The following is a 12,383-nucleotide window of genomic DNA, read 5'->3' as shown; positions in this document are numbered from 1 at the left end:
GCGAGCGGCCTCTTCGCTTCGTCATCCTAGGGCGGAGCAGGAGCGCAGCGACGCGGAGACCCTGGGATCCATGCCGTGACCTTGCGGCAGCGCACAGGCGGTTCAGGCCTGCTCTTTCTTCACCCGCATCACGCTCCTCACCCTCACGGCATGGCAACTGTGTTCAGGCGAGCAAACAAGTGCTCTTTCTTCTGCCCTCTCCGCATTCCTCACCCTCACGGCATGGATCCTAGGGTCAAGCCCGAGGATGACGAAGTCGAGAGACATCGCTCGGCGACGAAGTGGGGAGACGGCGCTCGGCAATCGGCGGCGACGCCCCCACCCCTTCGTCATCCTAGGGCGGAACAGGAGCGCAGCTCCGTCGCAGCCGCTTCGAATTTGATTTCCGCTGCCGCCGCTGGCACTAAGCGGCATGATTTGCATCGGCCAATACACATGACACGGCACATCGTCAGCACGATCTATGCCGGCCTGGGCAACCAGATGTTCCAGTTCGCCATGGGACGTGCCATGGCGCTGCGCAGCCAGAGCGCGCTGCTGCTCGACACCAGGTGGTTCGAGGCGTCGGCTTCGGTCACCTTCCGGCTCGGCCATTTCAACATCGGTCCGGCCGTGACCGCCGGCACGCTGCCGCCGCGGCGGAGGCAGGAGCGGCTGCGTTATTATCTCTGGCACGCATCGGGGCGGTTCCCGCATCGCGTCAAGGAGAACGGCCTCGGTTTCGACGCGACGATGCTCACCCCGCGCAGCAATCTCTGGCTCGACGGCTACTGGCAGTCTGAGCGCTATTTCGCCGACTGCATCGACACGATCCGCAACGATCTGCGCATCGTCACGCCGCCCAGCGCCGAAAACGCCAGGCACCTCGCCGACATCGCCGCCTGTCCGGCGATCTCGCTGCATGTCCGGCGCGGCGACTATCTTTTGCCGGAAAACCAGGCGCTGTTTGCCGCCTGCTCGCAGCAATATTACGCAAAGGCCGTCGATCTGATGGCCTCGAAGATGCCGCAAGAGCCCGTCATCTACGTCTTCTCCGACGATCCCGGTTGGGCCCGCGACAACCTCTCCTTCCCGGTGGAGAAACGGGTGATGGGCCATAATGGCCGCGACGCCGACTATGAGGACATGCGCCTGATGAGCGCCTGCCGCCATCACATCATCGCCAATTCCAGCTTTTCCTGGTGGGGCGCCTGGCTCAACCCGGCGCCCGACAAGATCGTCATCGGGCCGGCGTCGTGGTTTGCCGATCCGTCCGCCAGCAATCCCGACATCCTGCCCGAGAGCTGGCTGAAGCTGTCCAACCAGGCCTGAGCGCCAGGCCCGAGCAGAGGCGACCGGAAGCCGACCCGGCGGCACGTCAGCCTTGCGGGATGATCGCCTTGAGCTCCGGGAACTTCTCGTCGAAGCGGGCGGCCCAGCGCTTGAGGCGCGGGCGACCCTTCTCCCACTTGCCGGCAAAGCGCAGGTCGAGATAGCCGATCGCCGCCCTGAGCGCGATCTGGCCTGCGCTGATCGCCTTGGGCAGCTTCGGCGGGTTGGCGTTGAGCAGGTCGAGCGCGCGCGTCGCCTTGGTCCACTGCTTGTCGATCCAGGGCTGGTGGACGATCTCCTCGGGACGAGCGCGGCGTTCGTAGACGATCGCCAAGAGGCAATCGCAGATGCCGTCGGCCAGTGCCTCCAGACGTTCGGCATCGAGGCGCTTTTCGGCATTGCGCGGGAACAGCTTGTTGCCGGAAAGCCGGTTCAGATACTGGGTGATGACGCGGCTGTCATAGATGCTCTGCCCGTCGTCGGTGATCCAGACCGGGATCTTGCCGAGCGGATTGACGTCGGTCAAAAGCGCCGGCTGCGGCCCGGTTTCGACGGTGACGGATTCGACCGCGATGCCAACGTAAGCGGCCGCCATGCGGACCTTGCCGCTGTAGGGCGAAGCGGGAGAATAGAAGAGTTTCGGCATGGAGGTCCCCTTTGCGCCGGCGACCATAGCAGCACGCGCTGCCGCGGCAACACGGTGCCGGTAGAATCAGTGGCCAACAGAACCATCGGGCGGCAGATTCAGGCGGCCGGCAGAGCACGCCGCTGGCAAAATCAGCGGGCACGCACCGGCGGCATCACCACCCTGTCGAGGCGGCAGCTGCGGCGGTCGATCTCGGGACAGGCGCGGAAAGCGAGATCCTTGCCCATGCAGATGCGCACCTCGCGCAGTAAGCGCCGGTCGCAGGTCACCGCGACCGAAGCGGCCGACATCTGAGGATTGGACTGCAGGAAGGCACGCTCGGCCTGATCGGGCGACAGCGTGCGATAGCTCTCCAGGCTCTTGAATTCCTTTGGAATTTCGATCTTCTCGCGGGCCGCCCGCAGCACCTTGAAATAGTCGTCCTGGCCGAGCCCGCTGCAGCTGCCGTGCTTGCGCCACTGGTGGCGGATCAGGCCGGCCGAGGGTATCAGGTCGTAGAGGCTGCGCAGCCTGTCGCTCGAAACGTCGCTGTTGCCGGTCGGGCAGCTCTCGGGAAAGCCGCGCTCATATTGCGGCCACAGCCCATGCACGACGAAGCCATAGGGGCGGCCGGCGCGGCATTGCTGGCCATTGGCCTGCTCGCCCTCGGCCTCGCAATAGCTCGGCGACCACGACAGAGCCAGGACGTAGAAGTCGAAGCCCTCGCCGCGCGGGACGACCGCGGCCGCCTGCTTGGTTTCGGTCGATGTCTTGTCGGAGGGCTGCGACTGCTCGGCCGGCGCACAGGCGGCCAACAAGGCAAAGGCCGCACTTGTCAGCGCGACCCTCAGGACGTTGCGGATCATGTCAGCCGAGCCGGCCTCAGCGCAGGACGCGGCAGCGGCCGTTATAGACATACCAGCGGTCGAAGCCCGAGACGCAGAACTCGACATTGTCGCCGATCGAGGCAAAGCCCATGCCTTCCTCGATCAGGTACCAGATGTCGCGGTCGGCGCCGTCAGAAAGAACCACGGTCGCGCCGCAATAACGGCGGCCGATCGGATGGCTCTCATCGGCCGGCTCGTAGCGGTGTTCATGGATGCGCTGGAAATCGGTGATGGCGACCTGCGGAAGGTTCGGCACGTGGCGAACCTGGTAGCTGAAGCGGCTGGTGATGCGGTTGAGCACCGCCGCATTGCCGCAGATGCCCGGATCGGAATAGTCGGCGCCGACCGAAAGGTCGGCTGCCTGCGCAGAGCCCGCGCCCGACAGGGCCGCTCCGAGGCCGATCATGGCGGCAAAGATGGTGCTGGCGACGCGACTCATGGTTCCCACTCCAAGGCTTGTGTCGCGCAGTTTGCGGTTTCGCCGCCTTGCGGTCAAGCAGCCGCGGCTTCACCTGCAAGCCACTCGACCGACCAGCGCGCGCCAGGCCCTTCGGCCAGCAGCTTGCCGAGCGCCGGCAGCATGGTCTTAAGCTCGGCCTCCAGCTGGTAGGGCGGGTTGACCACCACCATGCCGGTGCCGTCGAGCCTGGGCTCGGCCGAGGGCTGGCGGATGTAGAATTCGATGTCCATGATCTTGGGGATGGCAGCGTCGGCGAGCGCTGTGCGGAACGCCGCCACCGCCTTGCGGTCCTTGACCGGATACCACAAGGCGAAGATGCCGCCCGGCCAGCGCCGGTGCGCCTTCTTCAGCCCGTCGACCAGCCGGTCGAACTCGCCGCCGATCTCGAAGGGCGGATCGACGAGCACCAGCCCGCGCTTTTCCTTGGGCGGCAGATGCGCGCCCAGCGCCAGCCAGCCGTCGAGTTCGGTGACCCGGGTCTGGAAGTCGCCTTCGAACTGCTGGGCCAGCGTCCTTGCGTCCTCGGGGTGCAGTTCGATCGCCGAGAGGCGGTCCTGCTTGCGCATGAGATGCCGCGCGATGACAGGCGAGCCGGGATAGCGCTCGATCCGGCCCTCGGCATTGACCGCCCTGACGGCGTCGAGATAGGGCGCCAGCAATGCCGCGGCATCGACAGGCAATTGGGCCTCGATCAGGCGGCCGATGCCGTCATGCCACTCGCCTGTCTTTTCGGCCTCTGCCGATCCGAGGTCGTAGAGCCCGATGCCGGCATGGGTGTCGATGACGCGAAACGCCTTGTCCTTGCGCTTGAGATATTCGACCAGCCGGGCGAGCACGGCGTGCTTGACCACGTCGGCAAAATTCCCGGCATGATAGGCGTGGCGATAGTTCATGACTTGTCGGCGTCCCTGCCCCAGCGCGGCGCAGGCTGCCGAGAATTTGGCTGCTGCGAATTGGGCGCCTGGGAATTTGGATTGTCGGGCCGGCTGTCCTTTTTGCGGCGCAAAGACAGCACCAGGCCGACGAAGCCAACGGCCAGCAGCGACAACCCGATCGGCTGGGCGCGCTCGTCGACCTCGAGGCCGCCCGAACGCAATATGAGATCGACGCGCTGGATCTGGATGTTGTCGGCATCGCCCTGCTCGATGACGAAGCGATAGCTTCCCGGCTGGACTTCGCGGATCAGCCCGGCATCGTCGCGGAACACCGGGTCGGGCAGCTGCGGGCTGCGCTCGCGCGGGGTGGTGTCGTAGAAATTCAGCGCCTCGGCCAGCACGGTCTGGCCGCGCGTCGAGGCGGTGATGGTCAGCACGGCACTTGCCGGATTGACCTGCGGCGGCGCCAGCGTGGTCAGATCCACCAGCACGCGCACCGGCGCATCGCTCGACGCCAGCGCGACCTCGACCGGGCGATAGCCGCCTGACCGGTCATAGGCGCGGTAGGTGCCGATCTCGCGACCGGCAAAATTGGTCGCCGCCCAGGGGTAGAGGATACCGAGACCGGTGCCGGCAAGCAGGATGATCAGAAACAGGAACCGCATGACGCTCGAAACTCTATGTCGCTTGGAAGTCTGTGCCGCTTGGAAGTCTATGTCGCCTGGAAGTCGGGCCGGAAACAGCAACCGCCCTTGACGGACGACGCTCCCCTACTACGGCTTTTGCGCCATGCCGGAAAGGCCGGGCCGGCCATTGCCGGCAACTTCCCGTTCCAGCGGCATGTCGAGGCCGAAGGTCCTGCCAAACTCGAAGACTGCGCCGACCGCAGCCACATGGGGAAAGTCGCGCCGCAATTGCGCGTCATCGACGTCACCGCCGACGCGCCCCTGGCATAGCCTGCGGTCGACCCAACAGGCTTGGCAGGGCGCGGCGGCCGTTTCGGTGCGCAGCGTCGTTCCGTTGCGCAACGGGTCAGGCCTTGCGCTCCCAGCGCCGGTCGGGCGTCTGCTGCCAGTAGGTCACCGCGTGCCCGGCGGCCTTCATCGTCTTCCAGTGTTCGCGCGCGCCCTCCAGCTGTGCCGCATCATGGCCGTCGAACAGGAAGACGGCGCGCTGATAAGGCGCGATGTCGGGCGGCGATGCGCCGTCGACAAGGAAGCGGATCTCGGCGGCGTTGGGGTTGCCCTCTGTCACCGTCAGCACCACCGGCTGATCGACGGCATGGGCTTCGCGGTCGCTGCCGTGCGCCAGGAACGAATCGTCGCGGAATGTCCACAAATGCTGGTCGAGTGCGTCGCGTCGCTCTTCGCTGCCGGTCTGCACCACAGCCTTCCAGCCTTTCTGCAGGCTGCGCTCGAGCAGGCCCGGCAAGGCATCCTCAAGCGTCGATTCGGTCAGATGGTAAAAAAGGACTTCGGCCATAACTCAGTTGCTGTCCCGGAGGCTTGGAGAAATTCGGCCCGGCGCGCCATATGGAGTGGTTTTCGAGAACCGCAGCGCAGCGGACACGTGGTCCGTGAGATCAGGAGCGGAGAAAACTGCTTCAGATGGCCGCCGGGGCGGATTTATCTAGCCTTACCCCTCGTAGTGGTCGCGCACCAGCCTATCAAGCAGGCGCACGCCATAGCCCGAGCCCCATGACTGGTTGATCTCGTTGCTCGGCGAGCCCATCGCCGTGCCGGCGATGTCGAGATGCGCCCAAGGAGTCTCCTTGACGAAGCGCTGCAGGAATTGTGCCGCGGTGATCGAGCCGCCATAGCGGCCGCCGATGTTTTTCATGTCGGCGTTCTTGGAATCGATCAGCTTGTCGTAGTCCGAGCCAAGCGGCATGCGCCACAGCTTCTCCTGGGTTGCCGTACCCGACGACGTCAGGCGCTCGGCGAGTTCGTCATTGTTGGAAAACAGGCCGGCATGACTCTGGCCGAGCGCCACCATGATCGCGCCAGTCAGTGTCGCCAGATTGACCATGAACTTCGGCTCGAAGCGCTGGTTGCAGTACCAGAGCGCGTCGGCCAGCACGAGACGGCCTTCGGCGTCAGTGTTCAGCACTTCGATGGTCTGGCCCGACATCGAGGTGACGATGTCGCCCGGACGCTGGGCGTTGCCGTCGACCATGTTTTCGACCAGGCCGATGATGCCGACCACGTTCGCCTTGGCTTTGCGCGCGGCTAGTGTGTGCATCAACCCGGTGACGGCGGCAGCACCGCCCATGTCACCCTTCATGTCCTCCATGCCGGCGGCCGGCTTGATCGACACGCCGCCCGAATCGAAGACCACACCCTTGCCGACGAAGGCCACCGGCTTGTCCTTGGCCTTGCCGCCGTTCCATTGCATCACCGCCAGGCGCGGCGGGCGCACCGAACCCTGGGCAACGCCGAGCAGCGCGCCCATGCCGAGCTTTTTCATTTCCTTTTCGGTCAGGATCTCGACCTTGACGCCGAGCTTCTCCAGTTCCTTGGCCTGTGCCGCGAATTCGACAGGGCCGAGCACATTGGCCGGCTCGTTGACGAGATCGCGGGCAAGTACGACGCCGCCAACGATGGCTTCGGCGTCGGCAAAGGCCTTCTTTGCCGCCGCCGGATCGGCACAATGGATGGTGACCTTGACCGACTTCTTGTCGTCGACCTTGCCGTCGCCATTGTCCTTCTTGGTCTTGTACTTGTCGAAGTTGTAGCTCCTGAGCAGGATGCCGGCGGCAACGCCGGCGGCCGCCGCGCCATCAACTTTCAGGCCGGTAATGTCGAGGATCACCGCCACTTCGGCTGCCTTGCGCAACTGTGCCGCAACCACCCCGCCGAGCTTCAGCCAGGCATATTCGTCGAGCCCCGAGGTCTTGCCGACTCCGATGGCGACAAGCCGGTCGACCGCTGTGCCTTCCGGCGCCAGCACCTCGACGACGCCGCCAAACTTGCTGTTGAAGTCGGCAACGGGGAAAGCCCGATCGAGCGCCTTGGCCGGATCGTTGGCACGTGCAACATCGCTCAGCCCGCCATCGTCGGCGGAGAAGACAACGACGCTGCCCTTTTTCGGCGTGCCCGGCTTGGCGAAACTGATCGACGGCTTAGAAGTCATGATATCCTGCTTTCGGATCCCGTTCAGATGGTGCGCGACATTTCGTCGTTTTCACAAGTTTGGCAAGCCTCCCGTCATCTTGGCGCATTATGGCTAAAGCTGAAAAGCTACGGGAAACCTTGCGTTAACCACCTCTGTTCGACGTTTCTTAGCCATTAGCGACCAGACTCCGGAGCGCGGGAGACAGTGTTGGCGGCGTGACGGGCAGTTGTGCCGGCTTGCCTTGGACTATACCTTAGACACCCACCGGCCACGCGACATCCTGTCGGCCGGCCAAGTCGGAAACACGGAATCCTGGTCATCGATGAAGGTTGTTGAGCGCTACATTCTGCGTCGTGCGTTCGCGGTTTTCATCGCGGCATTGACGTGGACATTGGCGATCGTCTGGACCACCCAGGTGCTCGGACGCATCGACCTTGTCACCGACAGCGGCCAATCGGCGCTGACCTTCTTCGAGGTCGCGGCCCTGATCCTGCCGACCGTCATTCCCATCGTCGTTCCCTTCGCCGTCATCATCGCCGCGGCGTTGACGCTGAGCACGATGAACAGCGATTCCGAATTGGTGATCCTCAACGCCGCGGGCGCCTCGCGACTCACCGTCATCCGGCCGATTCTCATCCTCGCGGTGTGCGCCGCGATGTTCTCCTTCATCGTCGACAACGTCGCCAACCCGATGGCGCGCCAGCGTAACCGCGAGCTGATTGCCACGTCGCGCGCCGATCTTTTGTCGCTGATCATCCAGGAAGGCACGTTCCGCAAGGTCGATGATGGCCTGTTCGTGCAGGTCGGCGAGCGTCTTCCCAATGGCGGACTTGGCGGCATCTTCGTTGCCGATTCGCGTGAGCCCAATATCGATCTCGTCTATTACGCCAAGGACGGCTCGTTCATCGAACGCAACAAAAAGCAGATGCTGGTGATGAACGAAGGCGTCATCCACCGCAAGGCACCGGGCGGCGAAGTCTCGGTCATCAGCTTCGATTCCTATGCCTTTGATCTCAGTGAGTTTTCTGCTGCGGCCAACGAAGTCACCATGCAGCCGAAAGACCGCTCGACGTCCTATTTGATGCAGCCGCAGCACGACGACAAATTCTACCAGCGCAACCCGCGCCTGTTCGACGCCGAGCTCAACCGCCGCTTCTCCGACTGGCTCTATTCGATCGCCTTCGCCTTCATCGCGCTGGCTGTCGCCGGCGATGCGCGCTCGCACCGCGAGGCACGCATCCATCCGCTGGTGACGACGGTGACGATCGCGCTGTTCTTCCGCTGGCTCGGCTTCTTCGCCAACAGCAAGGCCGAAGCAGCGGCATGGATCGGCTACGTCGTCTACGCCATTCCAGTCGGCGCCTCACTGTTTGCCCTCTGGTTCATCCGCGGTCACCGCACCATGGAGTTGCCGGTTTCGGTCGCCGATCGCTTGACGGCCTTCGCGGCGCGGCTGCGCGACGGCTTTGCCGCATTCCGCCAGCGCCTTACCGGCCGCGCTTCCGGCCAGGGAGCGGCATGATGGGCTGGACGCTTGGCCGCTACTTCCTCGTTCGCTACGCCGTCATCACGACGTGGTTCTTCATCGGCATCTACGCGCTGATCTTCATCATCGATGTCACCGAATTCTCGAGCAATGTCGGCGGTTTGCCGGGCTTCAAGTTTTCGATCGCAATGACGGTTTCAGCGCTTCGCGTGCCGATGATCATGCAGCAGACGGTGCCTTTCGTGGCCCTGTTCAGCGCCATGGCGACGCTGGTTTCGCTCAACCGGCGCTATGAACTGGTCATCGCGCGCGCCGCCGGCATCTCGGCCTGGCAGTTCCTGCTGCCGTGCTGCATCGGCGCGCTGCTTTTCGGCGTGGTCACTGTCGGCATCCTCAACCCGATCGCCGCCTACGGCTTCTCACATTCGGAAACCATCGAATCCGAACTGCGCTCGCGCCAGTCCAATTCGGTTTCGGCGTTTTCAGCACCCTGGCTGCGCCAGAAGGCCGACGACACCGAAGTCATCATCGGCGCCCGGGCCGTGCTCAATCAGGGGCTCGAGCTCTCGGACGCGGTGTTTTTCATCTTCGACGCCAATGGCGACATGGTCGAGCGCAAAGATGCCGAACGCGCCTATCTGCGCGACGGCCACTGGGAACTCGTCAACGTCCGCAGCATGAAGGGCGGCAAGAATTTCACCTCGCAGCCGATCGATCAGGTGCCGACAAACCTGAAGCCTGAATTCGTTCAGGAACGGCTGGCGCGGCCCGAAACGATTCCCTTCTTCGAGCTGCCTTCGAAGATCGAAGTGGCGCGTTCTTTCGGCCTCAGGGCCAACGCATTCGCCATGCAATTTCATTCACTTGTCGCCCTGCCCTTCCTTTTGGTTGCAATGACTCTCATTGCTGCAACAGTGTCGATGCAATTTGCACGTATGGGGCAGTCTGCAACGATGATTTTGGGTGGCGTCGTCGCCGGCTTTCTGCTTTATGTCGTTTCGGTTCTGGTCAAAGCATTTGGCAATGCGGGATTCGTGCCGACTTATATTGCGGCATGGTTTCCAGTAGTGGTCGCAATGTTTTTCGGGGTGACTTTCCTGCTCTACAAAGAGGACGGTTAGGTGAGGGGCGCAATGGCCAACCGCAGGGCCCATATGGCAGGCCTTTTGGGTGCGACTGCGCTCGCGTGCCTGTTTTCGGTCGCGTTGCCGTCCGCACCTGCTATCGCACAGACTGTCGCCGACCTCGCACCCAGCGTGCCCGAAGGCTCGCAGATGCTGCTCGAGGCGGACACGCTCGTTTATGACAACGACGCCAGCACCGTGACTGCGGTCGGCGGCGTTCAGATCGACTATGCTGGCAACCGCCTCGTTGCCCAGCGCGTCACCTATGATCGCAAGACTTCGCGTCTGGTGGCCAGCGGCAATGTCGAGGTCGTCAATTCGGACGGTACCAAGATCTTCTCGCAGGAGATCGACATCACCGACGACTTCGCTGATGGCTTCGTCAACACGCTGCGCATCGAGACCGTCGACAAGACCTATTTCGCCGCCGAAAGCGCCAAGCGCGAAGGCGGCTTCCTGACGACGTTCAACAACGGCGTCTACACGGCCTGCGAACCTTGCGAGCAAAAGCCCGACAAGGCGCCGATCTGGCGCGTCAAGGCACAGAAGATCATCTGGAACGGCCAGAAGAAGACAGTGCGCTTCGAAAACTCGAATTTCGAGTTCTTCGGCTTCCCGATCGCCTTCCTGCCAGCCTTCGAGATTGCCGACCCCACGGTCAAGCGCAAGAGCGGCTTCCTGATGCCTGGCGTCAGCTACAAGAGCGAGCTCGGCGTCGGCGTTTCGATCCCCTACTATTTCGCGCTTTCGCCGACCTACGACCTTACAATCAAGGGCACCGGCTACACCCGCCAGGGTTTCCTCGGCGAGGCCGAATGGCGCCAGCGCTTCAACAATGGCCAATATAGCCTGAAAATGGCCGGCATCTACCAGATGAACCCGGACAAGTTCGACCTCAATACGGTCGATCGCGGTCCGGCCGGCGACGAGAACAAGCTGCGCGGCATGGTCGGCACGAAGGGTCATTTCGACCTCAATCCGCGCTGGGCCTTCGGCTGGAACATCCTTGCCCAGACCGACAAGAACTTTTCGCGCACCTATGGCATCGACGGCTTCTCAGGCAGCACGCACCGCTCGGAAGTCTATCTGACCGGCCTGAACGATCGCAACTACTTCGACCTGCGCGCCATGCGCTTCCAGGTCCAGGAAGAGGCGCTCGACAGCGATCCGAATGCGCGCGCAGACAAGCAGCCCTGGGTGCTGCCGTCGCTGGACTATGCCTATATCCCTGATACGCCGGTGGCCGGAGGCGAGCTGTCGTTCGACCTCAACGCACGTGTCATTCAGCGTTCGGACCTCGACGCGGGACTGACAGCGCCGAACGGACCAACGATCCACGGCATCGAAGGCACTTCGAGCCGCATCACCGCCGAAGCCGAGTGGAAGCGGACCATCATCACCGATGGCGGCCTGCTCGTCACGCCGATGCTCGCCTTCCGCGCCGACGGCAGCTACGTCGATGCGTCGGCAGCATCGCTTGCTGCCATCAACACCATGGCCGCCGATCCGCGGATCAACGTTGCCGACGACGTGCGCTCGTCGCTGTTCCGCTACATGGCCACCCTTGGCCTGGAGCTGCGCTGGCCAGTGCTGTTCTCGTCGACCAGCTCGACCCATGTGCTTGAGCCGATGGCCCAGATCTTTGCCCGCCCGAGCGAGAGCCACATCAATGCCCTTGGCATTCCCAACGAAGACGCCCAGAGCTTCGTCTTCGACGCCGCCTCGCTGTTCGAGCGCGACAAGTTCTCCGGCTACGATCGCATGGAAGGCGGCACCCGGGCCAATCTCGGTCTGCGCTATTCCGGCAGCTTCAACAATGGCTGGACTACCAACGCGCTTGTCGGCCAGTCGTATCACATTGCCGGCGACAACTCGTTCGCCGCACCCGATCTCGTCAATGCCGGCGCCTATTCCGGCCTCGAGACCGACAAGTCCGACTACGTCGCTCTGGCCGGCGTCGCCAGCCCGAACGGCTTCTCGGCCTCGGTCAGCGGCCGTTTCGACGAGCGCACCTTCGATGTTCGCCGCGCCGAGATGAAGGTTGGCCTCGATGCGCGTCCGCTCGCCGTGTCGGCGCGCTACGCCTACATCCAGGCGCAGCCGCTCTACGGCTTTGCCGACGACCGCCACGAAGTGACCCTCGGCGCCACCGCCCGTTTCAACGACGAATGGCGCGTGTTCGGCTCGGGCACCTACGACATCAAGGGTGATCTGCTCGTCAAGAATGGCCTCGGCTTCGCCTATGACGACGAGTGCTTCACCTACATGATGTCCTATTCCGAAAGCCGCGATCACAATAAGCCGGACGATGTCTCGCGCACCGTCGGCTTCAACATCTCGTTCCGCACGATCGGCGACTTCGGCAACGCGACGAGCGCCTTCTAAGGCAGCGACAGAATGGCGGCGGGGGCGGCCTGACATCGTTTTGCCGCATAGCGCGGCCAATGACGGGGCACGTATCCGGGCAATGTCCGGATCTGGGGTTTGAACGGGACTTATAG

12 protein-coding genes are annotated in these 12,383 nt (G+C 63.5%); 5 read left to right on the top strand and 7 right to left on the bottom strand.

The annotated features are described in order from the left end of the window. Positions 1–435: 435 nt before the first annotated feature. Entirely contained in the window at positions 436–1,311 is an 876-nt protein-coding gene (locus IHE39_RS02960; protein ID WP_184773773.1) for an alpha-1,2-fucosyltransferase, read from the top strand. Positions 1,312–1,357: 46 nt separating this feature from the next. Here IHE39_RS02960 and IHE39_RS02955 read toward each other — a convergent pair whose 3' ends face one another. From IHE39_RS02955 to IHE39_RS02935, 5 genes are all read right to left on the bottom strand, one after another. Continuing rightward, the gene (locus tag IHE39_RS02955) at positions 1,358–1,957 is read right to left on the bottom strand and encodes a glutathione S-transferase (RefSeq protein ID WP_184773775.1); all 600 of its coding nucleotides are present in this window, start codon (positions 1,955–1,957) and stop codon (positions 1,358–1,360) included. Positions 1,958–2,088: 131 nt separating this feature from the next. Further along, complete coding sequence (locus IHE39_RS02950) at positions 2,089–2,802, bottom strand: ribonuclease T2 family protein (RefSeq protein WP_184773777.1); 714 nt, start codon at positions 2,800–2,802, stop codon at positions 2,089–2,091. 16 nt (positions 2,803–2,818) lie between these two features. After that, entirely contained in the window at positions 2,819–3,262 is a 444-nt protein-coding gene (locus IHE39_RS02945; protein WP_184773779.1) for a hypothetical protein, read from the bottom strand. Between the two features lie 53 nt (positions 3,263–3,315). After that, positions 3,316–4,176 carry a 23S rRNA (adenine(2030)-N(6))-methyltransferase RlmJ gene (locus IHE39_RS02940; protein WP_184773781.1) on the bottom strand — a complete coding sequence of 287 codons (861 nt, stop codon included), beginning with the start codon at positions 4,174–4,176 and terminating at the stop codon, positions 3,316–3,318. Further along, positions 4,173–4,823 (bottom strand): hypothetical protein, encoded by a 651-nt coding sequence (locus tag IHE39_RS02935; protein WP_184773783.1) that lies wholly within the window; start codon positions 4,821–4,823, stop codon positions 4,173–4,175. Before IHE39_RS02935 ends, IHE39_RS02940 begins: the two co-directional genes overlap by 4 nt. An 87-nt stretch (positions 4,824–4,910) precedes the next feature. Between IHE39_RS02935 and IHE39_RS02930 the strand changes: the two genes are divergently transcribed. Next, complete coding sequence (locus IHE39_RS02930; protein WP_184773785.1) at positions 4,911–5,114, top strand: hypothetical protein; 204 nt, start codon at positions 4,911–4,913, stop codon at positions 5,112–5,114. 76 nt (positions 5,115–5,190) lie between these two features. Here the strand turns inward: IHE39_RS02930 and IHE39_RS02925 are convergent, their stop codons facing one another. After that, positions 5,191–5,640, bottom strand: coding sequence for a DNA polymerase III subunit chi (locus IHE39_RS02925; protein WP_192565449.1), 450 nt, complete (start codon positions 5,638–5,640; stop codon positions 5,191–5,193). 153 nt (positions 5,641–5,793) lie between these two features. Then, the gene (locus IHE39_RS02920) at positions 5,794–7,290 is read right to left on the bottom strand and encodes a leucyl aminopeptidase (protein ID WP_192565448.1); all 1,497 of its coding nucleotides are present in this window, start codon (positions 7,288–7,290) and stop codon (positions 5,794–5,796) included. A 304-nt stretch (positions 7,291–7,594) separates the two neighbouring features. Between IHE39_RS02920 and lptF the strand changes: the two genes are divergently transcribed. The 3 genes from lptF to IHE39_RS02905 are packed head-to-tail and all read left to right on the top strand — an operon-like array spanning position 7,595 to position 12,267. Then, complete coding sequence (gene lptF / locus IHE39_RS02915) at positions 7,595–8,794, top strand: LPS export ABC transporter permease LptF (protein ID WP_192565447.1); 1,200 nt, start codon at positions 7,595–7,597, stop codon at positions 8,792–8,794. Next, positions 8,791–9,879 (top strand): LPS export ABC transporter permease LptG, encoded by a 1,089-nt coding sequence (gene lptG, locus IHE39_RS02910; protein ID WP_192565446.1) that lies wholly within the window; start codon positions 8,791–8,793, stop codon positions 9,877–9,879. The genes lptF and lptG overlap by 4 nt, the downstream gene beginning before the upstream one ends. Positions 9,880–9,891: 12 nt before the next feature. Further along, positions 9,892–12,267 (top strand): LPS-assembly protein LptD, encoded by a 2,376-nt coding sequence (locus IHE39_RS02905; RefSeq protein ID WP_192565445.1) that lies wholly within the window; start codon positions 9,892–9,894, stop codon positions 12,265–12,267. The last annotated feature ends 116 nt before the right edge of the window (positions 12,268–12,383 follow it).

This window comes from Aminobacter carboxidus, assembly GCF_014863355.1.
GTDB classification, from domain to species: Bacteria; Pseudomonadota; Alphaproteobacteria; order Rhizobiales; family Rhizobiaceae; genus Aminobacter; species Aminobacter carboxidus.
The sequence above is the reverse complement of the archived record's forward strand: the minus strand, read 5'-3'. Positions and strand labels throughout refer to the sequence as shown.

Excerpts from the sequence above, each read along its gene's own strand:
- IHE39_RS02955 (WP_184773775.1), bottom strand. The coding sequence starts at position 1,957 with ATGCCGAAACTCTTCTATTCTCCCGCTTCGCCCTACAGCGGCAAGGTC.
- lptG (WP_192565446.1), top strand. The coding sequence starts at position 8,791 with ATGATGGGCTGGACGCTTGGCCGCTACTTCCTCGTTCGCTACGCCGTC.
- IHE39_RS02960 (WP_184773773.1), top strand. The coding sequence starts at position 436 with ATGACACGGCACATCGTCAGCACGATCTATGCCGGCCTGGGCAACCAG.
- lptF (WP_192565447.1), top strand. The coding sequence starts at position 7,595 with ATGAAGGTTGTTGAGCGCTACATTCTGCGTCGTGCGTTCGCGGTTTTC.
- IHE39_RS02950 (WP_184773777.1), bottom strand. The coding sequence starts at position 2,802 with ATGATCCGCAACGTCCTGAGGGTCGCGCTGACAAGTGCGGCCTTTGCC.
- IHE39_RS02940 (WP_184773781.1), bottom strand. The coding sequence starts at position 4,176 with ATGAACTATCGCCACGCCTATCATGCCGGGAATTTTGCCGACGTGGTC.
- IHE39_RS02925 (WP_192565449.1), bottom strand. The coding sequence starts at position 5,640 with ATGGCCGAAGTCCTTTTTTACCATCTGACCGAATCGACGCTTGAGGAT.
- IHE39_RS02945 (WP_184773779.1), bottom strand. The coding sequence starts at position 3,262 with ATGAGTCGCGTCGCCAGCACCATCTTTGCCGCCATGATCGGCCTCGGA.
- IHE39_RS02920 (WP_192565448.1), bottom strand. The coding sequence starts at position 7,290 with ATGACTTCTAAGCCGTCGATCAGTTTCGCCAAGCCGGGCACGCCGAAA.
- IHE39_RS02905 (WP_192565445.1), top strand. The coding sequence starts at position 9,892 with ATGGCCAACCGCAGGGCCCATATGGCAGGCCTTTTGGGTGCGACTGCG.
- IHE39_RS02935 (WP_184773783.1), bottom strand. The coding sequence starts at position 4,823 with ATGCGGTTCCTGTTTCTGATCATCCTGCTTGCCGGCACCGGTCTCGGT.